The organism is Variovorax sp. SG517, assembly GCF_013376045.1.
GTDB lineage: Bacteria > Pseudomonadota > Gammaproteobacteria > Burkholderiales > Burkholderiaceae_C > Variovorax.
Genome location: NZ_JABMJG010000004.1, coordinates 583,760 through 608,724 on the forward strand (window position 1 = coordinate 583,760; position 24,965 = coordinate 608,724).

The 24,965-nt window shown below is 68.3% G+C and carries 21 protein-coding genes; 2 read left to right on the forward strand and 19 right to left on the reverse strand.

Going from position 1 to position 24,965, the window contains the following annotated elements; translation table 11 throughout:
• Positions 1 to 4: 4 nt before the first annotated feature.
• Genes FHT32_RS15445 through FHT32_RS15455 form a run of 3 tightly spaced genes read right to left on the reverse strand, consistent with a single transcriptional unit; the run spans position 5 to position 3,163 of the window.
• The gene (locus FHT32_RS15445) at positions 5 to 1,267 is read right to left on the reverse strand and encodes an amidohydrolase family protein (RefSeq protein WP_176665472.1); all 1,263 of its coding nucleotides are present in this window, start codon (positions 1,265 to 1,267) and stop codon (positions 5 to 7) included.
• Positions 1,264 to 1,779 carry a GAF domain-containing protein gene (locus tag FHT32_RS15450; protein ID WP_176665473.1) on the reverse strand — a complete coding sequence of 172 codons (516 nt, stop codon included), beginning with the start codon at positions 1,777 to 1,779 and terminating at the stop codon, positions 1,264 to 1,266. The genes FHT32_RS15445 and FHT32_RS15450 overlap by 4 nt, the downstream gene beginning before the upstream one ends.
• 16 nt (positions 1,780 to 1,795) lie before the next feature.
• Positions 1,796 to 3,163 (reverse strand): MFS transporter, encoded by a 1,368-nt coding sequence (locus FHT32_RS15455; RefSeq protein WP_176665474.1) that lies wholly within the window; start codon positions 3,161 to 3,163, stop codon positions 1,796 to 1,798.
• Positions 3,164 to 3,307: 144 nt separating this feature from the next.
• On the opposite strand from FHT32_RS15455, the gene FHT32_RS15460 reads away from it, so the two are divergent.
• A complete protein-coding gene (locus tag FHT32_RS15460) occupies positions 3,308 to 4,222 on the forward strand; it encodes a LysR family transcriptional regulator (protein WP_176665475.1) in 915 nt (304 codons plus the stop codon).
• 21 nt (positions 4,223 to 4,243) lie between these two features.
• On the opposite strand, the gene FHT32_RS15465 is transcribed toward FHT32_RS15460, so the two are convergent.
• The 4 genes from FHT32_RS15465 to FHT32_RS15480 all read right to left on the reverse strand — a co-directional run bounded on the left by FHT32_RS15465 (position 4,244) and on the right by FHT32_RS15480 (position 9,500).
• On the reverse strand, positions 4,244 to 6,061 hold the full coding sequence (locus tag FHT32_RS15465; protein ID WP_176665476.1) for a feruloyl-CoA synthase: 1,818 nt from the start codon (positions 6,059 to 6,061) through the stop codon (positions 4,244 to 4,246).
• 318 nt (positions 6,062 to 6,379) lie between these two features.
• Complete coding sequence (locus FHT32_RS15470; protein ID WP_176665477.1) at positions 6,380 to 7,327, reverse strand: 3-hydroxyacyl-CoA dehydrogenase NAD-binding domain-containing protein; 948 nt, start codon at positions 7,325 to 7,327, stop codon at positions 6,380 to 6,382.
• A complete protein-coding gene (locus FHT32_RS15475) occupies positions 7,324 to 8,544 on the reverse strand; it encodes an ABC transporter substrate-binding protein (RefSeq protein WP_176665478.1) in 1,221 nt (406 codons plus the stop codon). The genes FHT32_RS15470 and FHT32_RS15475 overlap by 4 nt, the downstream gene beginning before the upstream one ends.
• A gap of 35 nt (positions 8,545 to 8,579) precedes the next feature.
• Positions 8,580 to 9,500: a 3-keto-5-aminohexanoate cleavage protein gene (locus tag FHT32_RS15480; protein WP_093195730.1), complete on the reverse strand. Its 921-nt coding sequence runs from the start codon at positions 9,498 to 9,500 to the stop codon at positions 8,580 to 8,582.
• Positions 9,501 to 9,629: 129 nt separating this feature from the next.
• Between FHT32_RS15480 and FHT32_RS15485 the strand changes: the two genes are divergently transcribed.
• Positions 9,630 to 10,340, forward strand: a complete 711-nt coding sequence (locus FHT32_RS15485) for a Crp/Fnr family transcriptional regulator (protein WP_176665479.1) — start codon at positions 9,630 to 9,632, stop codon at positions 10,338 to 10,340.
• Positions 10,341 to 10,475: 135 nt separating this feature from the next.
• Here FHT32_RS15485 and FHT32_RS15490 read toward each other — a convergent pair whose 3' ends face one another.
• The 12 genes from FHT32_RS15490 to FHT32_RS15545 form a co-directional block, all read right to left on the reverse strand.
• A complete protein-coding gene (locus FHT32_RS15490; RefSeq protein ID WP_176665480.1) occupies positions 10,476 to 12,278 on the reverse strand; it encodes an NAD(P)/FAD-dependent oxidoreductase in 1,803 nt (600 codons plus the stop codon).
• A gap of 185 nt (positions 12,279 to 12,463) precedes the next feature.
• On the reverse strand, positions 12,464 to 12,865 hold the full coding sequence (locus tag FHT32_RS15495) for a hypothetical protein (RefSeq protein ID WP_176665481.1): 402 nt from the start codon (positions 12,863 to 12,865) through the stop codon (positions 12,464 to 12,466).
• Between the two features lie 33 nt (positions 12,866 to 12,898).
• Positions 12,899 to 14,854: a sigma-54-dependent Fis family transcriptional regulator gene (locus tag FHT32_RS15500; protein WP_176665482.1), complete on the reverse strand. Its 1,956-nt coding sequence runs from the start codon at positions 14,852 to 14,854 to the stop codon at positions 12,899 to 12,901.
• Between the two features lie 149 nt (positions 14,855 to 15,003).
• Positions 15,004 to 16,884, reverse strand: coding sequence for a tannase/feruloyl esterase family alpha/beta hydrolase (locus FHT32_RS15505; protein ID WP_176665483.1), 1,881 nt, complete (start codon positions 16,882 to 16,884; stop codon positions 15,004 to 15,006).
• 106 nt (positions 16,885 to 16,990) lie between these two features.
• Entirely contained in the window at positions 16,991 to 17,869 is an 879-nt protein-coding gene (locus tag FHT32_RS15510) for a helix-turn-helix domain-containing protein (RefSeq protein ID WP_176665484.1), read from the reverse strand.
• 8 nt (positions 17,870 to 17,877) lie between these two features.
• Complete coding sequence (locus FHT32_RS15515) at positions 17,878 to 18,579, reverse strand: ABC transporter ATP-binding protein (protein ID WP_176665485.1); 702 nt, start codon at positions 18,577 to 18,579, stop codon at positions 17,878 to 17,880.
• A gap of 87 nt (positions 18,580 to 18,666) precedes the next feature.
• Positions 18,667 to 19,416 (reverse strand): ABC transporter ATP-binding protein, encoded by a 750-nt coding sequence (locus FHT32_RS15520; RefSeq protein WP_176665486.1) that lies wholly within the window; start codon positions 19,414 to 19,416, stop codon positions 18,667 to 18,669.
• A complete protein-coding gene (locus tag FHT32_RS15525; RefSeq protein ID WP_176665487.1) occupies positions 19,413 to 20,372 on the reverse strand; it encodes a branched-chain amino acid ABC transporter permease in 960 nt (319 codons plus the stop codon). The genes FHT32_RS15520 and FHT32_RS15525 overlap by 4 nt, the downstream gene beginning before the upstream one ends.
• Positions 20,369 to 21,241: a branched-chain amino acid ABC transporter permease gene (locus tag FHT32_RS15530; protein ID WP_019653558.1), complete on the reverse strand. Its 873-nt coding sequence runs from the start codon at positions 21,239 to 21,241 to the stop codon at positions 20,369 to 20,371. Before FHT32_RS15530 ends, FHT32_RS15525 begins: the two co-directional genes overlap by 4 nt.
• A 147-nt stretch (positions 21,242 to 21,388) precedes the next feature.
• Positions 21,389 to 22,561, reverse strand: coding sequence for an ABC transporter substrate-binding protein (locus tag FHT32_RS15535; protein WP_176665488.1), 1,173 nt, complete (start codon positions 22,559 to 22,561; stop codon positions 21,389 to 21,391).
• Positions 22,558 to 23,361, reverse strand: a complete 804-nt coding sequence (locus tag FHT32_RS15540) for an alpha/beta fold hydrolase (RefSeq protein ID WP_176665489.1) — start codon at positions 23,359 to 23,361, stop codon at positions 22,558 to 22,560. The genes FHT32_RS15535 and FHT32_RS15540 overlap by 4 nt, the downstream gene beginning before the upstream one ends.
• Before the next feature lie 46 nt (positions 23,362 to 23,407).
• Positions 23,408 to 24,955 carry a benzoate-CoA ligase family protein gene (locus FHT32_RS15545; RefSeq protein WP_176665490.1) on the reverse strand — a complete coding sequence of 516 codons (1,548 nt, stop codon included), beginning with the start codon at positions 24,953 to 24,955 and terminating at the stop codon, positions 23,408 to 23,410.
• Positions 24,956 to 24,965 lie beyond the last annotated feature (10 nt).

A 24,965-nucleotide genomic window follows, 5' to 3' on the forward strand; every position in this document is an offset into this window, starting at 1 on the left:
CGCTTCAGTGCAGGTTGGCCAGTTCGTCGAACTGCACCACGCCTTCCTTCATGACCAGCGGAATGCGCTCGCCCTGGCCCAGCAGGCAGCCGATGTCGCGCAGCGGGTTGCCGTCCACCACCAGCAGGTCGGCCAGGGCGCCGGGCACCAGCCGGCCCAGCCGGTCGCCCATGCCCAGCACCTCGGCGCCCACGGTGGTCGCGCTGGCGATGGCTTCGGCCGGCGACAGCACCTCGGCGCGCAGGCGGAACTCGTCGCTCTGCAGGCGCTGCGATTCGCCCAGCAGGTCGGAGCCGTAGCCCATCTTCACGCCCGCGGCCTTGTAGATCTCCAGCGAGCGCAGGCCCGCTTCGCGCACGCTGGCCACCTTGGCCACGCTCTCGGACGGCAGGCCGAGGCTCTCGCCCTCGTTGGCCAGCGCGTCGTAGGTGACGAGCGTCGGCACCACGTAGGCGTCCAGCTCCGCCATGAGTCCGGCCGTCGGTGCATCGACGAGGTTGCCGTGCTCGATGGTGCGCACGCCGCAGCGCACCGCGCGCGCGATGGCCGCGGCGGTGTACGCGTGCGCCATCACGTAGGTGCCGCGCCCCTCGGCCTCGGCGACGATGGCGCGGATCTCGTCCTCGCTGTAGCCGAAGGCGCCCACCGGGTCGGTGGGCGAGGCCACGCCGCCGGAGGCCATGATCTTGATCTGGTCCGCGCCCATCTGCAGTTCCTCGCGCACCGCCTTGCGCACCGCGTCCACGCCGTCGGCCACGCGGGCCAGCGCGCCGACGCGCACGCAGGTGGCGCAGGCGCCGTCGTTGTTGCTGCTGAGGTAGTCGGAGCGCGCGCGCATGTCGCCGTGGCCGCCGGTCTGGCTCAGCGCGCGGCCCGAGACGAACAGGCGCGGGCCCTGCGCCAGCCCCGCGTCGATCGCCTGCTTGAACGCGAAGCCCGCGCCGCCCGCATCGCGCACCGTGGTGAAGCCTCGGCGCAGCATGCCGCGCAAGATCGGCACGCTGCGCAGCGTCACCAGCACGTTGGGCATGTGCACCTGCCGCGAGAGATTGAGCTCCACCGCGATCACGTGCACGTGCAGGTCGATGAGGCCGGGCATCACCGTGCGGCCCTTCACGTCGACGACGCGGGCCGAGGCGCTGCGGATCGGCTTGTCCGAAACCTCGCGGACCACGCCGTCCTCGACGAGGACGTGATGGTCTTCCAGCAGCTCGGTGCGCTGCGGATCGAGCAGGTGGGCGTTGCTGAAGAGCACTGCGTTCGTCATGCGGGCGACTCCTTGGTCTGTTGCTCCATCACGGCGGGCACCGCCAGCTGCGCGAACACGCGCGCGGTCTCGACGTGTGCGTCGTCGTACCAATTCTCCTCGTGCAGCATGTTGAGCGTTCCCAGCGTCTCGCCGCGCCAGCGCAGCGGAATGTTCAGCACGCTGCGGCAGCCCAGCGACACGATGAGTTCATGGTCGTAGAACACGTCGCGCAGGTCGTCGGCGGTGCGCCCGATGTAGGGCAGGCCGCGTTGCATCACCTGCCGCATCCACGGCGAATCGGTGATCGGCTTTCGCCCGCCCACCGGGTAGGCCTCGCGCATGTTGGTGTAGATACGCTCCGACTCGCGCGCCTCGCGGTGGTGGACCAGGATGGTGAAGAGCCTGTGGCCGATGGTCGAGGCCAGCGCCTTGTCGATCGCGTCGAAGGTGGCGTGCGGCTGCTGCGTGTCGGCGTGCGCGAGCGCGACGGCCGACAGCGATTCGTCCAGAAGAAGATTCCTTGGTTGCATGGATCTCGCTTGTCGTTCAGGAAAGCTCGGCGGCCGCGATGTCTTCGAGCGAACGGCCGCGCGTGGGAATGCCCATGAAGGTGACGGCCGCGGCGCCCAGCAGCAGTACGGCCGTCGTCATGCCGAACACGCCCGCGAAGCCCAGCGCCGGATACACGAAGCCGACCAGGATCGGCGCCGTGATGCCGCCGATGCGCCCGATGGCCGACGCCAGCCCCGCGCCGGTGGCGCGCACCTGCGTCGGGAACACTTCGGGCGTGTAGGCATAGACGCCCGCGTAGGTGCCGTTCATGAAGAAGGACAGCAGCACGCCCGCCGCCATGATCTGCGTGTCGCTGTGCGTGAAGGCCAGCCCCAGCGCTGCGATGCCGCCCAGCAGCATGTAGGCCACGATGGTGGCCTGCCGGCCGATCTTCTCGTTGAGCCAGGCGGCCGAGAAGTAGCCCGGGATCTGCGCCAGGTACATCACCAGCGAATAGCCGAAGCTCTTGGTGATGGTCATGCCGTTCTGGATCAGCAGGCTCGGGATCCAGGTGAAGAACGAGTAGTAGCTGAAGGTGATCGACAGCCACATCAGCCAGGTCATGACGCTGATGCGCATGAGCTTGCTGGAAACCAGCGTGGCGTAGTTCTTCAGCAGGCTGCCGCGGCTGCTGCTGGGCGGCGGCGCGGCCACGTCCTCGGCGTTGAGGGCAGGCAGCGCGAGGCCGCGGCGCGCCATGTCGGATTCCATCGCGTCGACGATGGTGTCGGCCTCGGCCTGCCGGCCTTGGCTCTCGAGCCAGCGCGGCGACTCCGGCAGCGCGCGGCGCCACCACAGCAAGAGCAGCACCGGCAGCGCGGTGATGAAGATCACGATGCGCCAGCCCTGCGGGTGCGCCGGCACGATGAAGTAGCCCAGCAGCGCCGCCGCCACGAAGCCGAACGAGAAGAAGCCCGCCAGCGCCCCGGTGAAGGTGCCGCGGTAGCGGCGCGCCACGAACTCCGACAGGTAGGGCGCGATGATCGCGCTCTCGGCCCCCGCGCCGAAGCCGGCCACGATGCGCAGGCCGAGGAATACCGTCCAGCTGTCGACCATGCCGCTGAAGAGCGAGGCCACGCAGTAGATCGCCAGTGCCGACATCATCACCTTGCGCCGCCCGAACAGGTCGCCGCAGGTGCCGGCCGCGAGCGCGCCGAAGAAGAAGCCGATGAAGTTCGCGCTGGCCAGCACGCCGATCTGCACACTGCCGAGCCCCCATTCGGTGCGCAGCACCGGCAGCACGAAGGCGATTACGGCTGCATCCATTGCATCGAAGGTGTAGCCCAGTCCTCCCATGAGGAGCAGGCGCCGGTGAAAGCCGGAGAACGGCAGGCGCTCGATGCGGGCAGACAGCATGGTCATGTGAATCCCTCGACTTCGGTGGTGCGTTGAAAGAGCAACGGTGGCGAAGCGGCAGATCGTAGGATCGCGGGGATATCACGACAAATTTATATGCGTGATTGTGTTCATTGACCCAGTGAATGAAATGACCGGACGGGGCACGCCATGAACTACCGCAATGCCGACCTCAACCTGCTCAAGGTGTTCGAGGCGCTCATGACCGAAGGCAACGTCACGCGCGCGGCCGGCAAGCTGTCGCTGACGCAGCCGGCCGTGAGCAACGCGCTGCGCCGGCTGCGCGACACCTTCGACGATCCGCTCTTCGTGCGCAGCGGCGCGGGCGTCAACCCGACGCGGCGCGCCATCGACCTGTGGGAGCCGCTGTCGCAGTCGCTGCAGGCGATCCGCGCGACCATGGACGTCGAGCACTTCGATGCGCTGCGCAGCACGGCGAGCGTGAGCATCGCCATGTCCGACTACGTGGCGTCCATCGTGGTGCCGCGGCTGGCGCAGAGGCTGGGCAAGGTCGCGCCGTCGATGCAGGTCCACGCCATTCCCAACACGCTGGTCGACTTCGGCCCGGTGCTGGCCGACAACAAGGCCGACTTCGCCATCAGCGTCTACAACGAAGAGGTGCGGAGGCCGGCGTTCCTCAAGTCGCGGGCGCTGTGGTCGCCCGACTTCGTCTGCATCATGCGGGCGGGCCATCCGCTGGCGCGCGCCGAGAGGATCCCGCTGAAGAAGTTTCTTGCCGCGCGCCACGTGGACGTGAGCCTGGTCGGCAAGACCACGCCCACCTACGACCTGTTCCTGCGCAGCCGCGGGCTGCAGCGCAACCTGGTCGCGACGGTGAACCACTACGGCGCGGCCTACGAGGTGGTGCGCCGCTCCGACCTGATCGCCGTGCTGCCGTGGTCGGAGAAGTTCGAGCCGCCGCGCCTGACGGGCCTGCGCAAGATGCCCGTTCCGCTGGAAGCGCCACCGCGCATCATCGAACTCTTCTGGCACCAGCGCAACGAGAGCTCGGGCCTGCACCGGTGGCTGAAGAACACGCTGCTCGACCTGTTCGAGCAGGCCTGAACGCCTGCCCTCGGCGGAAAGTCAGCCCTCGAGCCGCACCACCTGCGCGTCGGCACCGGCAGGCGAGCGAGCATGCAGCCGCTCGACCTCGGCCGCGCGCCGCATGAGCACGGCGCGCTGGTTGATGTAGCCCTTGTCGGTGATCTCGCCCGCGTCGAGGCTCGGCGGCTCCGACAGCACCAGCGCGCAGGCGGGGCATTGCGACGAGCCCGCGCCTTCGTCGCGCAGCGATCGCATCACGGCGGCGATGCGATCGCCCAGCGCCTGCGGCGAGAGCGCGGCGCCCTGGGGGCTCGCGAAGACCAGCATGCCGATCTCGTCGCGGTCGTGGCCGGTGAGCACGATGTCCTGCACGTGCGGCGCGAGCATCGACACCAGCTTCACGCGCAGCGTGCCCACCGACACCCAGGTGCCGCTGGAGAGCTTGAAGTCTTCCGCCACGCGGCCGTCGAAGATCACGCCCTGCGCGGGCTGCGAAGGGTCGGCCAGGAAGCCGGCGTCGCCGATGCGGTAGTAGCCTTCTTCATCGAAGGCCTGCGCCGTTTCGCGCGGTGCGTCGCGGTAGCCGGGAAACACCGACACACCCTTGACGCGCATCTCCAGCTTCTCGCCATTGGGCACGAACTTCAGCTCCAGCCCCGGCAGCGGCGCGCCGATGCAGCCGGCGCCGTCGAGCTGCCAGTGCGCCGAGGTGATGGCGGGCGAGGTCTCCGTCGCACCCCACGAGGTGGTGAGCCACAGCGGCCGCTCGGGCCGCACGCGCCGGGCCACCGCCTCGAGCCTCTGCCAGGTGGAGGGCGCAAGCGCCGCCGCCGCGTAGAAGGCAAGGCGCAGCCGCGAGAACACCTCGGCGGCCAGCGCATCGTCGGCCTCCAGGAAGGGCAGCAGCATGTCGAAGCCGCGCGGCACGTTGAACAGCAGCGTGGGCTTCACCTCGCGCAGGTTGCGCACCGTCTTCTCGATCAGCCCGGGCGCTGGCCGACCCTCGTCGATGTAGAGCGCGCCGCCGTGGCACAGCACCATGTGCAGGTTGTGGTTGGCGCCGAAGGTGTGGCTCCAGGGCAGCCAGTCGACCAGCACCGGCTTCTCCTGCGAAAGGAAGCGCCAAGTCTGCGCCATCATCTGCTGGTTGGCGCACAGCATGCGGTGCGTGTTGATGACCACCTTGGGCTTGCCGGTGGAGCCGGAAGTCAGCAGGTACTTGGCGTGCGTGTCGGGCCGCACGTTAGCGAAAGCCTGCATCACGGCGGGCGTTTCCTTCGCCGCGAGCAACTGATCGAATGACATTGCACCGGGATGAGCATCGGCGTTGCGGCTGAACACCGTAAACGCTTCGACGCCGCAACCCGCGAGCGAGCCGCCGTACACCTTCGCGTCGGATGCATAGATCAGCGCGGGCTTCAGCGCCTGCAGCATGCCGTGCAGCCGCGACGGGTCCTTCGCCATGCGGGAGTAGGCGCTGGACAGCGAGCAGGCAGTGCGGCCGATGTGCATGGCCGCGAGCATCAGGACCGCGTGGTCGATGGCGTTGTCCGAGAGGATCACGACCGGCTGGCCCGCCGGCAGGTTCAGGTCGAGCAGGCCTTGTGCCACTGAGCCGACTATTTGGCGCAATGCGCGGTAGTCGAGCTTGCGCCAGTTTTCGCCGCTCTCGTCGCGTTCAGCGAAGGCCAGCGCGTCGGGTGTCTCGCTCGCCCAGCGTTCGATCCATTCGCCGATGCAGCGCGCATACGGCTTCAGCGTCATCGGCGAACGCAGCGCGAAGGAGCCGTCGTCGAAGTCGATGCGCACCGTGCGGGGTGGAGCGATCAGGGTTTCGTCGTTGAGGAAGTCGGTCATTTCTTTAGTCCGGGTTTTTGTTCGGGGTGCGTGCACAGGCCACCGGGTACTCCCCTCCGCGAATGTCCCCCGGGGCTACGCCCCTCCTCCTTTATTTCGCTGCGGGGAGCACCCGGCACCCTGTGCACAACAAGCGCTGCCGTGTGCTGCTCAGTCAACAAGTGCGTTGAGCGATCACGACGACGGGGTGCCTTGCGGAGCGAAATAAAGGAGGAGGGCGAAGCCCGGGGGACATTCGCGGAGCAAGGTACCCCGTCGTCGTGAGCGCACCCCGAACCGGGCGCTCACAACACGACAAGAGTTAAACGAGGCCTCTGTCTAGTCGAGCTTGCCGCTATCGGCCTTCGCGCGAATCAGGTTTAACAGCAGGGTGTCGCGCGCCGCTTCGAGATCCGCTGTGTAGCGTTGCCCCAGTTCCTCGTCGACACCTTCCTTCACCTTCTTCTTCAGCTCCGCCGTCACCGACGGCGCCCCCAGGTCCTTCCACCAGTCCTCGATCGGCCCGCCCAGGTGCGCAAGCACATGCTCGATACCGTCCGCGCCGCCAGAGAGATGCAGGTTCATGAACGGCCCCATCACTGCCCAGCGCAGGCCGGGCCCGTGCGCGATGGCCGTGTCGATGTCGGCCACGCTAGCCACGCCCTGGTCGACGAGGTGGAAGGCTTCGCGCCACAGCGCCGCCTGCAGCCGGTTCGCGATGTGGCCTTTCACCTCGCGCTTCACGTGGATCGGCCGCTTGCCGATGGCTGCGTAGAAGGCCATGGTGCGCTCGATGGCCTCGGCCGAGGTCTGTTCGCCGCCGATCACCTCCACCAGCGGGATCAGGTGCGGCGGGTTGAACGGATGCCCCAGCACCACGCGCTGCGGATGCGCGCAGCCCGACTGCACGCCGCTGATTGCGAGGCCCGAGGAGCTCGATGCAAGGATCGTCTCCGGTGGCGCGGCTGCGTCCATGCGGCGGAACAGGTCGATCTTGAAATCCATGCGCTCGGGGCCGTTCTCCTGGACGAAGTCGGCCACCGAGACGGCGTCTTCCAGGCTGTCGTGGAAGCGCAGGCGTTCGATGGAGGCACCCGGCGTGAGGCCGAAGCGCTCCAGCGTGGGCCAGTGCTTCGCCACGGCTTCGCGCAGCCGCTCTTCCGCGCCGGGCGAGGGGTCGGTCGCGTTCACGTCGAGCCCGTGCGCGAGGAAGTGCGCGGCCCAGCTCGCGCCGATCACGCCGGTGCCGACCACCGCCACGCGCTGGATGTCCGAGGATGTGCTCATGTCGATTTCCACCGCGCGCAGCGGCTCTCCGCCTTCGTGGTCCATGCGGCCTCGCCGTGGATCGGCTCGACCACCTTGTAGTAGTCCCAGGGCTCCTTCGACTCGGCTGGCGTCTTCACCTGCATCAGGTGCATGTCGTGCACCATCAGCCCGTCTTCGCGCAGCCAGCCGCCCTTGACGAACATGTCATTGAACTTCGTCTTGCGCAACTGGGCCATCACCTTGTCGGCGTCGTCGCTGCCCGCGGCCTTTACCGCCTGCAGATATTGCAGCGCTGCCGAGTAGTCGCCGGCATGGAAGGAGGAGGGCATGCGCTTGTGCCTGTCGAAGAAGCGGCGCGCCCATTCGCGCGACTCGGGGCTCTGGTTCCAGTACCAGCTGTCGGTGAGGTACATGCCCTGCGACGCCTTCAGGCCCAGCGCGTGCACGTCGTTGATGGTGATGATCATGCCCGCCAGCTTCATGTTCTTGCCGATGCCGAACTCCGCCGCCGACTTGATCGCGTTGACCGTGTCGCCGCCCGCGTTGGCCAGCGCCAGCGCCAGCACCTGCGCCTTCGAGCTCTGCGCCTGCAGCATGAACGACGAGAAGTCGCTCGCGCCCAGCGGATGCTTCACCGAGCCCGCCACCGTGCCGCCCGCGGCCTGCACCGTCTTCGTGGCGTCGTTCTGCAGCGCCGCGCCGAAGGCGTAGTCAGCCGTCACGAAATACCAGCTCTTGCCGCCGGCCTTGACCACCGCACTCGCGGTGCCGCGCGCCATGGCCACCGTGTCGTAGGCGTAGTGCACCGTGTATGGCGAGCAGTACTCGTTGGTGAGGCCCGAGGCCCCCGAGCCCACCACGAAGTAGGGCTTCTTCTTGTCGGCCGCCACGCCCGCCATGGCGATGGCCGCGCCCGAGTTGACGCCGGCGATCAGCATGTCGACCTTCTGCACGTCGAACCACTCCCGCGCCTTGGCGGCGGCGATGTCGGGCTTGTTCTGGTGGTCGGCCGTGACCAGCTCGATCTTCCTGCCGTCGATGGCGCCGCCCATGTCGGCGATGGCCATGCGGATCGCCTCGGCGCCGGCCGGTCCGTCGTAGTCGCGGTAGATGCCCGACATGTCGCTGATGAAGCCGATGCGGATCACGTCGTCGGACACCTGGGCCGAGGCGCCCGTTGCGAAGAATGCCGCGCCGAGTGCCACGGCCAGGGCGGTGCGGGAAAGATTGCTCATGTACTTGTCTCCGTTCGTTTTCCTGTCGCCTGCCTTCAGCCCAATGCGAACTCGGGCCTGGGCGTGCCCACCCGCGGCAGGCCCATCATCTGCCGCGCCTCGGCGGGCGTGGCCACTTCCATGTCGAGCTCGCGGATCACGCGCACGATGCGCTCGGTGAGCTGCACGTTGGTAGCCAGCTCGCCCTGGCGGAAGTAGAGGTTGTCCTCCAGGCCCACGCGCGCATGGCCGCCCAGCAGCAGCGCCGCCACGTTGGCCTCCAGCTGCGAAGGGCCGATGCCGCTCACGCAGAAGATGCTGCCCTTGGGCAGCGTGTCGACCATCATCTGCAGGAAGCGCGGCGAATACGGCATCGCATTCTGGAAGTTGCGGTGCACGTTCATCACCAGGTTGATGAAGTAGGGCTCGTCGTCGTGGCCCTCGCCGATCAGCGTGGTCGTGTCCTGCAGGATGTGCGTGGGGCTGAACACTTCCCACTCGGGCTTGATGCCGCGCGCCTTCATGCCGGCGGCCAGTTCGCGCCCGCGGGTGATGGGCGTGTCCATCAGGATCTGCTTGCCCTCGAAGCTCAGGTTCAGCGTGGTCGCGTCGAGGGTGCACATCTCGGCGCCGGCGTCCATGCCCTTGATGCGCTCCTCCCACGCGATCTCCCAGCGGTCGCCGGCCAGCGGCTTGACCATGTCGCCGTGCACGCCGCCGCCGGTGGAGTTGTTGATGACGATGTCGCAGCCGCCCGCGCGGATGCGGCTGTTGATGTCGCGGTACACCTCGGCGTCGCAGGTGGCGCCGTCGTCGGGCCGGCGCGCGTGGATGGCGACCACGCTGGCGCCGGCGTTCCAGCAGCGCAGCACGTCGGCGGCGATCTCGGCGGGCTGGGTCGGGAGGTGGGGGTTCTGCGACTTGTGCGCCATGCCGCCGGTGGGGGCGATGGTCACGATCACTTTGCGCTTCGACATGCTCGGGGGCTCCTGGTGTCTTTCATTGGGGCCGCGCTATTATTTTTGGGTGCGCAGGCACACTCAGTCATCGCGACGACATTCGGGCTCAGGGTTTACGCACCCCGCGCCTTCAGGAGCTTTCATTTCATGCCCACGACGAAGCCGGCCCCCAGGGCGGCATCGCTGACGATCCCGCAACTGCTGCAAGGCTCGGCCTGGTTCCCCCTGCTCGACGTGAGCGCGGGCGAGCGCGTGCTCGACGAGATGCGCGAGGTCGAGGTGGCGGCGGGCGCCGCCCTGTGCCGGCGCGGCGACACGCCGCTGCACTGGTACGGCACGCTCGAGGGCCTGCTCAAGTGGTCGATCACCTCGAGCGACGGCCGCTCCGTGACCTTCGGCGGGCTCTCGGTAGGCAGCTGGTTCGGCGAGGGCACGCTGCTGCGCGCGCTGCCGCGCTCGGCCGACATCATCGCGCTGCGGCCCAGCCGCGTGGCGGCGCTGCCGCTGGAAACCTTCGAGTGGCTGCACCGCACGCAGCGCGGCTTCGATCACTTCCTGCTGCAGCAGATCAACGAGCGGCTGCACTGGTTCATGGGCAACTACGCGGCGCATCGCCTGCTCGACGCCGACAGCCAGGTCGCCCGCGCGCTGGCGGGGCTGTTCCACCCGTGGCTGCACCCGGGGAGCGAGCCGCACCTGCAGACCTCGCAGGAAGAGATCGCGAACCTCTCGGGTGTCTCGCGCCAGCGCTGCAATGCGGCGCTGAACCGGCTGAAGGAGGCGGGCTTCCTTCGCATCGAATACGGCGGCATCACCGTGATCGATCTCGAAGGGCTGCGGCGATTCATCAGCGAGTGAGCGGATTCGCTCCCTCTCCCCTCGGGGAGAGGGTTGGGGTGAGGGCAAGGCGCCCGAGCAAGCGCCGCGCTCCGTTCGAGACACTCACCCTCACCCTGGCCCTCTCCCGCAAGCGGGAGAGGGGACAACACCAAGTCAGCGCGTATGGTGCGACGCCGCCCGCTCATACACCGGCGTGTCGATCCCCTCCATGCGCGCCTTCAGCTGCAGCGCCAGGAACTGCGAGTAGTGCCGCGACTGGTGCAGGTTGCCGCCGTGGATCCAGAGGTTGTCGACCTGCGTGGGCTTCCACATGTTGCGCAGCTCGCCTTCCCACGGGCCCGGGTCCTTGGGCGTGTCGGAGCCCAGGCCCCAGCACTTGCCGACCTTGTCGGCGATCTCGGGCGAGATCAGGTCGGCGAGCCAGCCGTTCATCGAACCGTAGCCGGTGGCGTACACCAGCAGATCGGCGGGCAGCTCGGTGCCGTCGGTCAGCGTCACCGAGCGCTCGTTCACCCGCTCGATGTTCACGCCGCTCTTCAGGTGGATGCTGCCGTTGGCCACCAGCTCCGAGGCACCCACGTCGATGTAGTAGCCCGAGCCGCGCCGCAGGTACTTCATGAAGAGGCCCGAGCCGTCGGCGCCGAAGTCGAGCATGAAGCCCGCCTTTTCGAGCCGCGCGTACAGGTCGGCATCGCGCTTCTTCATCTCCTCGTATACCGGGATGTGGAAGGTGTGCATGATCCTGTAGGGCACCGACGCGAAGATCAGGTCGGCCTTGTGGTGGTCGATGCCGTTCTTCACCGCCTGCTCCGAATAGAGCCCGCCCAGCGCCAGTTCCATCAGCGACTGCGAGGGCGCGATGTGCGTCGAGGAGCGTTGGACCATCGTCACGTCGGCGCCGTGCTCCCACAGGGCGGCGCAGATGTCGTGCGCCGAGTTGTTGGAGCCCAGCACCACGCACTTCTTGCCGGCATAGGCCTCGGGCCCGGGGTGCTGGCTGGAGTGGTGCTGCTCGCCCTTGAAGTTCTCCGCGCCCGCGATCTTCGGCACGTTGGGGTAGCCCGACACGCCCAGCGCGAACACCAGCTGCCTCGGCCGCAGCACCACCGGCTTGCCTTCGCGCTCCACCGTCACCTCCCAGCGCTGCGAGGCTTCGTCGAAGCGCGCCTTCTTCGCGATGGTGGAGCTCCAGTAGTTGAGCTCCATGATCTTCGTGTACATCTCCAGCCAGTCGCCGATCTTGTCCTTGGGCGCGAACACCGGCCAGTCGTCGGGGAAGGGCATGTAGGGCAGGTGGTCGTACCAGACCGGGTCGTGCAGGCACAGCGACTTGTAGCGCCTGCGCCAGGAGTCGCCGGCCTTCGCGTTGCGCTCCACGATGATCGTCGGCACGCCCAGCCGCCGCAGCCGCGCCCCCAGCGCGATGCCGCCCTGGCCACCGCCGATGATCACCACCTCCGGCTGCTCGGTGTAGCCCAGCGTGGCCTCCTCCTCGCGGCGTTTCTCCAGCCAGGTCTGGCGGCCCTTGTGCACGCCGTGCTCCGCGCCCTTGATGCGGTTCTCGCCCGTCTTCTCCTCGAAGCCTTTCAGCTCGGTCATGGTGGTGAGCAGCGTCCAGGCCTTGCCGTTGCGCAGCCGCAGATGGCCGCGCCCGCGCGCCACGCGCGTCTCGAAGGTGAACCATGCATCGACCACGCCATCGGCCTCGGTCGCCTCGCCTTCCACCGCGAAGGCCGTGGGCTGCACGTCGGCCAGCCGCGCCTGCAGCATCGCGCGGATGGCATCGGGGCCTTCCTGCGTGCGGATGTTCCAGGTGAAGGCGACAAGGTCGCGCCAGAAGCCGTCGGCCTCGAACAGAGAGGCGGCCGCGTCGATGTCGTTGCGCGCGAGCGCGGCGGCGAAGTCGGCGAGCCATTGGGCCGCGGCCCGGGTGGGGGCGGTGGTAGGGTCTGTCATTGCGTGTCTCCGGTGCGTCGTTGATGGATGCGCGGCGCCTTGGGGGCGGCGCGGCATGCGTTGCGCAGCTTTCGTGCCGTGCGCAGGGCGACGATGGATCAATGACTTGCGCGGGGTTTTGTCGCAGCGGAAGCGTTTGTCGCACGCTGCATGCGACGAAGGCGAGACAACTGTCGCAGCGCGTCTCAGTCGTCCGCCAACGGCCGGCCCTCGCGCCAGAAGCCGCGGAGCTTCTTCCACCACCTTGCGCTTTCCGGCAGCAGGAACGGCTCGAACCGGTCTGGCGACGTGCCGGGGCGGTGCATGTTCGCGTTCTGAAGATCCTCGAGCAGGCCGACCGTGGCTGCCTCCTGCACGAAGGAGTCTCCTTCGAGGTGCAGCCTTTCAACGACCGAGAACACGCGGCGCAGGGTGGCGTGGTCGCCCGTCGCCAGGAGATCGCAGATGTGCCGCGCGAAGCTGCCGAGCACGATGTAGTACGGAATCGGAGGATCGTCCGCGTATTCAGCCTGGAACTCCTCCCACGTGCCGGCGAAGGCGGGGCTGGCCTCCACCAGCAGCGGGATCATCCGGGAAGCATCGATCATGTGGGCGCGGCCTGCATTCTTTTTTTGGGGCGCTCATGATGACATCCTGCGCGGCGGCGCGATGCCGTGGCGCTTCATGTGCCGGTACACCGTGGCACGGCTCAAGCCAAGTTCGTCGGCCGCGCGTGCCACGTGCCATCGGTGGCGCCTGAGCAGTTCGATCAGCTCGTTGGCGGCGATGTCATCTGCGTCGTCGGCCGAAGAAGCGGCGACACGGGCCACGTTGGCCGGGGTTACGTTGCCCGATCGTGCAGGCAACTGGAGCTGGAGGTCTTCCACGCCGACCCGGCCGTCGCTGCACAGCGCCAGCGCGAGCCTCAGCACATTGCGCAGCTCCCGCAGATTCCCTGGCCAGTCGTGCGCCAGCAGCCTCTGCATCGCCTCTTCCGACAGCCGTGCCGGTGAAGACATCGCCGCGGCCTCCTCGTTGAACATGCCCTCGATCAGGTAGCGCATGTCGCCGCGCTCGCGCAGCGGCGGCAGCTTCAGCACCGCGCCGCACAGCCGGTAGTAGAGGTCCTCGCGAAAACGCCCCGAGGCCACCAGCCCGGGCAGGTGCCGGTGCGTGGCCGCCACCACCGCAATGTCCACGCGCTGCGGCGACTCTGCGCCCAGCGGCAGCACCTCGCCTTCGGAGAGCACGCGCAGCAGCCGGGTCTGCAGCGCCATCGGCATGTCGCCGATCTCGTCGAGGAACAGCGTGCCGCGGTCGGCCTGCGCGATCAGGCCCTTCATGCCTTTGGCGCGGCCGCCGGTGAAGCTGCCGGGCGTGTAGCCGAACAACTCGCTCTCGATCAGCGAATCAGGGATGGCCGCGCAGTTCACTGCCACGAAGGGCATCGCCGCGCGGCTGCTCGCGCCGTGCAATGCGCGGGCCAGCACTTCCTTGCCGCTGCCGGTCTCGCCTTCGACGAGCACGTGGATGCCGCGATCCACGAGGCGGCGTGCCTGCGCGAGCAGCTTCTGCATCTGCGGGTCGTCGCCCGCGATGCGTTCCAGCGGCGGCAGTCGGTCGCTGGGGCGCGGGGCTGGCGTCGCGGATGCCGGGGCGGCGGCGCGCCGCACGCGCGGCGCCAGCAGCGACGCGTGGTACTCACCCCCGCCGGGCAACAGCACCGTGTGCGCGAAGGGCATCGCCGACGCGCCACCGTTGCCGATGCGCCAGATCGCATCCATCGGCATGTGCAGCCATTCGGATATCGCGCCTCCCAGCGTGCGCCCTGCAAAGGCCTGCCGCGCGCCGCCGTTCGCGCCCACCACCGTGCCGCCCTCGTCGAAGGCCAACATCACCTCGCCCGACACGTCGACGAGGCCGAAGGCACTGCCCAGCCGCAGGATCCAGTGGCCGCGGAAGCTGCGCAGGAAGTCGGCATCCTCGATCATCCGCGCGTAGATGGCCACCAGGTGCCGCACGAGATGCTGGCTCTCCCTGGCCTCGGGCGAGCGCAGCGCCGAAACATCGAGGATGGCCGTGAGCTTGCCGCTGTGGTCGAACAGCGGCGCGGTGGTGCAGGTCAGCGCGATGTGCGTGGCGTCGAAGTGCTCGGTCTGGTGGCAGGTCATCGGCTGGCGCTCGACCAGGCAAGTGCCCACGCCGCAGGTGCCCGCGTGCGCCTCGTTCCAGTCCGCGCCCAGGTAGAGGCCGGCCTTGCGCAGCTGGTCGTCCCACGCGGGGTTGCCGATGTAGTCGACGGTGATGCCTTCGGCGTCGGTCAGTAGCACCATGTAGCCCAGGTCGGCCACGCGGCGGTAGATGTCTTCCATGCCCGAGCGAGCGGCTCTCAGGAAATGTTCGAGCTGCTGCTGGTGCGCCCGCACTTCCTGCGCCGGCAGGATGCGCGCGGGCATCGGCTTCGACGGGTCGAGTCCGTGGTCGCGCACGCAGCGCGCCCACGACTTGTGGACCAGGCTCTGCGCCGGATCGGCCAGCGCCGCGCCGGTGGTGATCGAATAGACGTTGTCGATGTGACGCGATTGCAGGGACGTCATGCGCAGCCTCGCGAATGGGTGGGCACGGCCACGCGGGGCCGTGGAGCCGACCATCATTCGGCTGTCGCACTGTCGCAGCACAGAGGTGAAACCCGGTGAAGTCCGAAGACCACCTTCGTGCTTTGCAACAGAGTGTGCCGCCGGTTCCCTCAGCGGCAGGCGAAGCTCTCGGCCTTGCTCACGTCGCCGCCGAGGTACGCGATCTTCTTCGGATAGGTGCACAGCGGCCGCGCGAGCGACTTGCCGGCGTTCTGCATCACCATGCCGTCGGGCGCGATGCCTTTCTCGACCCAGTCGGTCAGCGCCGTGAACAGCTGGTTCTGCGCCGGCAGCGGCGGGTCGGCCGCGGGGCTGGTGCCGGCCAGGCCGTTGACGGAGCCCACGCCCGCGCAGTGGCCCATCGCGGGGATCTCCACGTAGCGGTAGAACTTCTGCAGTGCATCGATGCCGCCCATCGCCTTGGCCGCGCGCTCGTAGTAGTTGGCCGTGCCCGAGTTGGGGATGAGCTGGTCGGCCAGCCCGTGGTAGGTCAGCAGCTTGGCACCGCGGTCGCGGAAACGTGCGAGGTCGGGGTTGTCGGCGTTGATGTTCGCGAACGCGGACTGCAGTGCCTTGCCGCGGTCACTCGCGTTGGCGAGCTGCGCGTAAGACAGGTCCTTCCACTTGTCCGCGCCGTTGCCCGTGGCGTTGATGAAGTCCGGCGTGGCGATCGTCGGGTCCTGCAGGTTCAGAGCCACCTGGTGCGCGGCGATGTGGAAGGGCATGGGCACGCCGGCCACCGAGTCGGCGAGCGAGAAGCCCGGCGCGCCGGGGCTGTTGAGCGCGGTGCCGCGCGTGAGGCCGTACCAGAGCTGGTTCGACGCCAGCGTGGCGCCGTAGCCGTTGTCGCCCGCGGGCGCCGGCGCGCTGCCGTCGCGCGTCTGGCCGTACCAGATCTTGTTGACGGCCTGCGCCTGCGCGGTGCTCAGGCAGGCGGCGGTGGCGTTGGTGCCGCCGCTGGCGGTGCAAAGCACGGTCTTGTCCTGCGCGGGGTCGTACTTGCAGGCGGCAGGGTCGCTGATGAAGCCGTCGTGCTGGCCCGTGAGCGCGCTGTCGCAGGCGCTCACCGCCGACGAGGACACCAGCGCCAGTTGGTCCGGCGTGAGCGGGGTGCCGCCGAGGTCGCGCTGAATCACCACCTGCGGATAGAGCTCGGCGGTGATGAAGCTGGTCCAATTGATCGCGCTGTTGCCGGCCAGGATGCCGTCGAAGTCGTCGGGGTTCACCTGCGCCTGCATGTGGCCCTGGCGGCCGCCGGTGGAGCAGCCGTCCCAGTAGGCGTATTTCGCGTCGCGCTGGTAGAAGCCGGCGGCGAGTGCCTTGGCCTTGACTGCCATCTGGTGGATGCCGCGGCTCGCGAAGTCGGTCCACAGCGTGGTGTTGACGGTGCCGTCAGGGTTCATCGCGAACGAGCCGTCGACCGAAGGCAGCGGGGCCTTCGAAGCGTGCCCCGCGTCGGTCACCGCGCTCACCGAGCCTTCGCCCGCCGCGATCGCGGCGGCATTGGCGCCGCCGATCTGCGTCTTCGCGCTGATGCCTGCGTCGCCGACGAAGCCGCCGCCGCCGAGCACTCGCACGCGGTTGTTCCACGAGGCCTGCGAAGGCAGCCACACCTCGATGCCGATGCCCGGCGAGGTCGATGGCGCATCGGCCGGGCCCGCATGGCCCGGCCCCACGTTGAGCTTGACCATGCACACGTCGCTGGCTGCCACCGTGCCCGAGGCTTTGCCGTCGAGGTTCAGGTCGTCGCCTTTCCTGAACTGCTTCACCACCGTCACGGTGGTGTCGGCATCAGGCTTGAACGCGGTCTTCAGGCTTTCGTCGCAGGCCAGCGCCACCGGCGCGGCGGCGGGTGGCGCCGGCGAGGGAACCAAAGGCAGAACGGCGGGGCCGGGCGAACTGCTGCCGCCGCATGCGGTGAGCGCGGCCGCGGTGACAAGGCTCAGACAGAGGGCGGTTGCCGCGCGGGGGGCTGGCGTGGGTGTTGGCATCTTCTCGTCTCCTGTTATGTAGAGACATGAATTTGCCCGCGCCCCCCGCCGCGGTATATCAACATGCGATCAACGCTTGCAGGATTCCTTCACCCTCCACCGGGACTTACCCGCGCCGCGCGCGCGCCGGCGTGGTGCCCACCAGCTGGCGGAACACCTGCGTGAAATGCGCCTGGCTCGAGAAGCCCACGGCCTGCGCGATCTCTGCGAGCGACTGGTTGCCGCGCAGCAGCGACAGCGCATGGCGCACGCGCTGCTCCATCACGTAGCGGTACGGCGTCGCGCCGGTGCTGGCGCGGAACAGCCGCGTGAAATGCACCGCGCTCAGGTGCAGCTCGGCCGCGAGTTCGTCGATGCCGAAGTCCTCGGACAGATGCTGCATGACCCAGTCGTACACCTTGCGAAGATCGTTCTGCGAGAGCCGTCCGCGCGGACGCCGGGTGTTGCCGATGGCGCCGTAGCGGTTCTGCAGGTAGCTCGCGAGCGCCATCGACAGGCCCTGCGCATGCAGGCGGCCCGAGCTGCAGCCGCGCTCCACCTCGTCGCGCATGGCGAGGACCAGTGCCGACAGCGTCGCATCGGTGGTCGACAGGTGCGTCTGCAGGTGCAGCTCGCCGTCGCCCTCGGGCATGAGGCTGCGCAGCGCCTCGGGGCGGATCTCCAGCACGATGGTCTCGGAGAGCTCGCCAGTCCAGGTCGCGCGCTCGACCTCGTAGCCTTGTTCGAAGATGAAGATTCCGCCGGCGTTCGACTCGAAGGGATGCAGGCGCCGCCCCCGCGTCATCGCGCCTTTCACATGGCCGCGCACGCACAGGCCGATCAGCGGATGCGGGTTGTAGCAGGCGGGGTTCTCGCCGTCGCCCGACATCGCGCGCACCTCGAGCGCGAAGCCCTGCCACGCAGTGGCCTGCGCGTTCATCAGCATCCTGCCGTCGAAGGGCAGGGGCTTGCCCGATGTGTCGAGGAGGCTGATCTCGCGCGTCATCGCGTGGCCTACACGCCCAGCAGCTCCTCCAACGCATGCGGCTCGGCCAGCAGCTCCGCCGAAGCGCCGTGCCGCACGATCTGCCCTTTTTCCATCACCACCGCGAGATCGGTGTTCGCGAGCACCTTGCGGTAGTCGCGGTCGACGATCAGCGTGGCGATGCCTGTCGCGCGGATCTCGCCGATCACGCGCCAGATCTCGGCCACGATCAGCGGTGCGAGGCCTTCGGTGGCCTCGTCGAGGATCAAGAGGCGCGGGTTGGTCATGAGCGCGCGGCCGATGGACAGCATCTGCTGCTCGCCGCCCGACAGTTGCTGGCCGCCGTGCGAGAGGCGTTCGGACAGGCGGGGGAAGGTGGCCATCACGCGGTCGAAGGTCCATTCGCGGCGGCCGTCGATGCCCGCTCGCTCGCTCATCACGAGGTTCTCGCGCACCGACAGGTTGGGGAAGATGCCGCGCCCTTCGGGCACGTAGCCGATGCCCAGGCGCGCCATCTTCTCGGGCGGCAGGCCGGTGACGGTGCGGCCGTCGACCTGCACTTCGCCCGACGCGGGGCGCACGTAGCCCATCATGGTGCGGATCAGCGTGGTCTTGCCCATGCCGTTGCGCCCGAGCAGGCCGACGGAGGTGGCCGCCGGAATGCCGGCATGCACGCCGCGCAGGATGTGGCTGTTGCCGTAGTAGGTGTTGAGATCGCGCACGAGCAGCATGTCAGTGGTCTCCCGCCGGGCCGCCCCAAGGGAGGCCAGCGCCCCCTTGGGGGGCAGCGAATACACGAAGTGATGAGCGTGGGGGCATCAGTGGTCCTCTCCGAGATAGGCCGTGCGCACTTCGGGGTTCTCGCGGATCTCGGCCGGGTTGCCGCTCGCGATGACCGCGCCGTTCACCATCACGGTGATGCGGTCGGCGATGCGGAAGACCGCGTCCATGTCGTGCTCCACCAGCAGGATCGCGTGCGTGGCCTTCAGCCGTGCAAGCAGCGTGAGCATGCGGTCGGTCTCCTCGGCGCCCATGCCGGCGAGGGGCTCGTCCAGCAGCAGCACGCGCGGGTTGGTGGCCAGGCACATCGCCACCTCGAGCTGGCGCTGCGCGCCGTGGCTCATGGTGCCGGCGATGCGTTGCGCCTCGTGCGCGAGGCCGGCGGCTTCGAGCGCCGCGTCGGCCGATGCGCTGCTCGTGGCGCAGCCGCGCGAGGACTGCCAGATCGCCCAGGGCTTCGGCCTCGCGGCCTGCGCGGCGAGGCGGCAGTTCTCGTGCACGCTGAACTCCGGGAAGATGGTCGTGCGCTGGTAGCTGCGGCCCACGCCGTCGCGCGCGCGCTTCCATTGCGCGCGGCCGGTGATGTCCACGCCGTCGAGCGCGATGCGACCTTCGCTCGCTTCGATCTCGCCCGAGAGCATGTTGATGAGCGTCGACTTGCCGGCGCCGTTGGTGCCGATCACGGCGTGCACCTCGCCCACGTGCAGGTCGAGCGTGACGGCGTTGACGGCGGTGAGGCCGCCGAAGCGGCGGGTGAGTTTCTCGACGGAAAGGAGAGCGGCCGTCATGCGACCCCCTTTGGAGAGAGGCGCTGCACAAGGCCGATCAGGCCCTTCGGCAGCAACGCCACGAACACGATGATCGTGAGCCCCAGCGTCAGCTGCCAGTGGTCGGCCAGCGGGCCCATCACCGCGTGCGTGGAGAAGATTTCCTTGAGCAGCGTGAACGCCACAGCGCCGATGACCGCGCCGCGCAGGTGGCCGAGGCCGCCGAGGATCACCATCAGCAGCACCTCGCCCGAGTTGTGCCAGGCCATCAGCTCCGGGTTGACCACGCCGTCGCGCGAGGCCAGCAGGAAGCCCGCGAGCCCGGCCAGCGCGCCGGCCACCACGAAGGCCGCGAGCTTGTAGCCGTACACAGCGAAGCCGGCGGCGCGCATGCGCTGCTCGTTCACGCGAATGCCCGCGAGCGCCGCGCCGAAGCGCGAGCGCCGGATGAGCGCCAGCAGCGCGTAGGTGAACACCAGCGATGCGAGCACCACGTAGAACAGCACCGTGCGGTTCTCCATGTCGAGCGCGCCGATGGCGGGCCGCACGTACATGTAGATGCCGTCGCTGCCGCCGCCGACCTTGGTGTCGTGGAACACGAAGAAGGCCATCTGCGCGAAGGCCAGCGTCACCATGATGAAGTACACGCCGCGCGTGCGCAGGCTCAGTGCGCCGACGAACAGCGCGTAGAGCGCGGCCGCGCCCATGGCGGCCGGCAGCAGCAGTGCGAAGTTGCCGCCCTCGTTGCCCGAGGCCAGCACGGTGACGTACGCGCCGATGCCGTAGAACGCCGCGTGGCCCAGGCTCACGAGGCCGGTCATGCCCACCAGCAGTTCCAGGCTCAGCGCGAAGATCGAGAGGATCATCACCTTCACGATGAAGTCCGATGCGTAGTTGCCCATGAACGGGCCGGCGATGCCGATGGCGACCGCGCAGGCCACGGGCAGCAGGAATGCGCCGCGCTTCATGGCTGTCATGGCCGCCTCCCCATCAGCCCCTCGGGCTTCCAGATCAGCACGATGGCCATCAGCAGGTAGATGCCGATGCCGGCGAGATCGGCGAAGAACACCTTACCGAAGGTATCGACGAAGCCCACCAGCAGCGAGGCCACCAGCGCGCCGGTGATCGAGCCGATGCCGCCGATCACCACCAGCACGAAGCAGATGATGAGCACGCTCGCGCCCATGTTCGGGTACACGGAAGACATCGGCGCGGCGATCATGCCGGCCAGCGCCGCGAGCGCCACGCCCGCGGCGAACACGATGCGGTAGAGCCGCTTCACGTCGATGCCCAGGCCGCGCACCATGTCGCGATTGCTCGCGCCGGCGCGGATCATCATGCCCAGGCGCGTGCGGTTGACCACCCAGTACAGGCCCACGGCCAGCACGATGCAGGCGGCCGATGCGAAGAGGCGATACCAGGGGTAGCTCATCACGCTGCCCAGCGCGAAGCTGCCGTCGAGCCACGCGGGCACCTTCACGCCGTGTACGTCGTTGCCCACCAGAATGGAGCGCAGCTCCTCGAACACCAGGATCAGGCCGTAGGTCATCAGCACCTGCTGCAGGTGGTCGCGCTGGTAGAGATAGCTGAAGAAGGCCCATTCGAGCAGGTAGCCGAACACGGCCGCAAGCACCACGCCGGCCACCAGCATCAGCAGGAACTGATCGCCGAACAGCGGCGCGAGCGAGAACGCCATGTACGCGCCGATCATGTAGAAGCTCCCGTGGGCGAGGTTGATGACGCCCATGATCCCGAAGATCAGCGTCAGCCCCGAGGCCACGAGGAAGAGAAGGAGTCCGTACTGAACCGAGTTCAGGCACTGGACCAAGAAGGTTCCGAAATCCACGAGGAGGTTCTCTCAGGGCGGGATCGTTGAGGAAGGATGCAGTTCGCGGGACACCGCGGAACCGGCTTCGCCGGGCCGCAGGTGTCGCCCCCTGCAAGGGGGTTGGCGTAGCGACACGAAGTGCGCGAAGCCTGGGGGTGAGCCTATTTACATCCTGCAGCCGCGGGCAGGGTCAGCCAGGCCCTTGATGGCCGTGCTCACGAGTTTGTTCTCCTTGCCTTCCACCTTGCGCAGGTAGATGTCCTGCACCGGGTTGTGGGCCTTGCTCACGGTGAACGCGCCGCGCGGGCTGTCGATCTTCGCCTTCTCGATGGCGGCGGAGAACTCGGCCTTCTTCGAGATGTCGCCCTTGGTGGCGTTCAGGCCCACGCCCAGCATCTGCGCCGCGTCGTAGCCTTGCACGGCGTACACGTCGGGCTGCAGCTTGAACGACTTGGCGTACGCCACGCGGAAGGCGTTGTCGCGCGCGGTGTTCAGGCCGTCGGCGTAGTGCAGTGTGGTGAGCATGCCCTGGGCCGAATCGCCCTGCGCGTCGAGCGTGCCGTCGGTCAGGAAGCCGGGGCCGTACAGAGGAATGGTCTTGTTCAGTCCGGCGGCCTGGTAGTCCTTGACGAACTTCACCGCGCCGCCGCCGGCGAAGAAGGCATACACCGCATCGGGCTTGGCCGCCGCGATCTCGGTCAGCAGCGCCTGGAACTCCACGTTGGGGAAGGGCAGGGTGAGCTGCTTGTCGACCTTGCCGCCGTTCTTCTCGAAGCCTTCCTTGAAGCCGTTGACCGACTCGTCGCCCGCGGCGTACTTCCAGGTGATGGTCATCGCCTTCTTCTTGCCCTGCTGCTTTGCCGCCACCTCGCCCATGGCGTAGGCCGGCTGCCAGTTGCTGAACGAGCTGCGGAAGATGTTGGGCGCGCACATCGGGCCGGTGACGGCGTCGGCGCCGGCGTTGGGCACGATCAGCACGGTGCCGCTTTCCTTGGCGGCCTTGGCCATGGCCATGGCCACGCCCGAGTGCACCGTGCCTACGATCACGTCGACGTTGTCGCGCTTGATGAGCTTGTTGACGTTGTCGGTGGCCTTGGCCGGGTCGGACTCGTCGTCGACCTTGAAGTATTCGATCTCGCGGCCGGCGAGCTTGCCGCCCTGCTCGTCCACGTACAGCTTGAAGCCGTTCTCGATGGCCACGCCCAGTGCGGTGTAGGTGCCGCTGTAGGGCAGCATCAGGCCGACCTTGAGTTTGCCTGTGCCTTGCGCGCCTGCAGCCGACGCGAGCGCGGCGAAGGCGATGGCCGTGAGGGCCAGGCGGGCGGTGCGGATTGTCATGGTGTCTGTCTCCTGTTTTTGGTGATGAAGGAAGTGGCCGCGACGATGACACGATCCGGCTGATCGCGATGCGGGGAATGCCCGCATTCAGGGATTTCGAGCAGCTCGCAGCCACCGACGCGCGCGGCGATCCCGCGGATCTGCGCGAGGGTGCCGTACTCGTCGTCGATGCCCTGCACGGCGAGCACGGGGCAGCGGATTCCGTCGAGTTCGCTCTCGATGTTCCAGTCGCGAAATGGCGGATGCAGCCAGATGCGGTTCCAGCCCCAGAAGGCCGAGTCGGCGCTGTCGTGGTAGCGGCCCAGCTTCTGCGGCAGGTCGGTGTCGAGGTAGGCGGTGCGCGCGTTCTCGATGTTCGCCACCGTCATGTCCTCCACGAAGATGTGCGGCGCCAGCACGACGAGGCCGGCCACCTTGTCCGGAAAGCGCGAGGCGTACAGCAGCGAGATCGAGCCGCCGTCGCTGTGGCCGAAGAGCCAGGGCTTCTTGTCGCCGAGGTCGAGCGCGGCGAAGAGCGCGGGCAGCACCTCGTGCGCCTGGCGGTGCATGAAGTCGACGTCCCAGATCTCGTCGTCGGCACGCGGCGTCGATCGACCGTAGCCGGGGCGCGAGAACACGAGGCCGCGCACGCCGGCGGCTTCGCACAGCCGCGCGGGGAAGTCCTTCCACATCGCGACGGAGCCCAGGCCCTCGTGCAGGAAGACGACGAGCGGGGCGTCGGTGCGCTCGGGGGCGATCCACTGGCATTCGATGCGGATTTCACGGCTGCGCCAGTCGATGGTGGCGAAGTCGGTGCTCATGGCTGTTGCTCCCTCTCCCAGAGGGAGAGTGGACAAGACAAATGCTTCATGCCTGCCTTTCCTTCTCACGCAACCTGAACCGCTGAATCTTCCCCGTCGCCGTCTTCGGCAGCTCTGCCACGAACTCGAGAAAACGCGGGTACTTGTAAGGCGCCAGCCGCTCCTTCACGAAGGCCTTGAGCTCGTCCTCGGTGGCCGCGCCGCCGTCCTTCAGCACCACGAAGGCCTTGGTCTTGGTCAGGCCGTCGGCGTCTTCCTTGCCGATCACCGCCGCCTCGAGCACGGCCGGGTGCTGCATCAGCGTGGCCTCGACCTCGAACGGCGAGACGTAGATGCCGCTGACCTTGAGCATGTCGTCGCTGCGCCCGGCGTAGGTGTAGTAGCCGTCGGCATCGCGGGTGTACTTGTCGCCGCTCTTGGTCCAGCCGCCCTGGAAGGTCTCGCGCGACTTCTCGCGGTTGGCCCAGTACATCAGCGCCGAGCTCGGGCCGCGGATGTAGAGGTCGCCCACCTCGCCGTCGGGCACGGGACGGCCGTCCTCGCCGCGCAGCTCGACCTCGTAGCCTTCCACCGGCCGGCCTGTGGTGCCGTAGCGCACGTCGCCGGGGCGGTTGGAGATGAAGATGTGCAGCATCTCGGTCGAGCCGATGCCGTCGATGATCTCGCAGCCGAAATGTGCCTTGAAGCGCTGCGCGATCTCGCCGGGCAGCGCCTCGCCGGCCGAGGAGCACATGCGCAGTGCCACCGCCTCGCGCGGGGGCAGCTTCGGCGACGCGAGCATGCCTGCGAAACCGGTGGGCGCGCCGAAGAACACGGTCGGCTTGTGCTCCACCCAGCGGCGGAAGGTGGCGTCGGGCGTGGGGCGCTCGGCCATCAGCACCACGGTGGCGCCCACCGAGAGCGGGAAGGTCAGCGCATTGCCCAGGCCGTACGCGAAGTACATCTTGGCGGCCGAGAAGCAGACGTCGTCCTCGGTGAGGCCGAGCACCGGCTTGCCGTAGAGCTCGGCCGTCCACCACAGGTTGGCGTGCGTGTGGACCGTGCCCTTGGGCTTGCCGGTGGAGCCGGAGGAATACAGCCAGAAGCCCGGGTCGTCCGATGCAGTGGTCACGGGCGAGGCCAGCGGCGCGACGGCGGCGAGCGCGGCGTCGAACTCCTGCGCGCCTTCGGGCAGGGCGCCGGCGGGCTGCGACACGAGCAACGTGCGCACCTCGTGCCCGCCGCGCGACATCGCTTCCTGCAACGTGGGCAGCAGCGCGCCCGAGACCAGCACCGCCTGCGCGCGGCTGTGGTCGAGCATGTAGGCATAGTCGTCGGGCGTGAGCAGCGTGTTGACCGCCACCGGCACCACGCCGGCGTAGAGGCTGCCGAGGAAGCTCACGGGCCAGTCGTTGCCGTCGAGCATCAAGAGCAGCACGCGCTCCTCGCGCCGGATGCCGGCCGCCTGCAGCGCGGCGGCCAGGCGGCGCGAGCGCTCATCGAGCTGGCCGTAGCTCATCGTGCCGCGGTCGTCGATGTAGGCGGTGCGCGCGGCGCGTTCGCGGTTGAGCTCGAACAGGTGTCCGGCGAAGTTGAATCGTGGGGGCAGGGTCATGGTCTTGTCT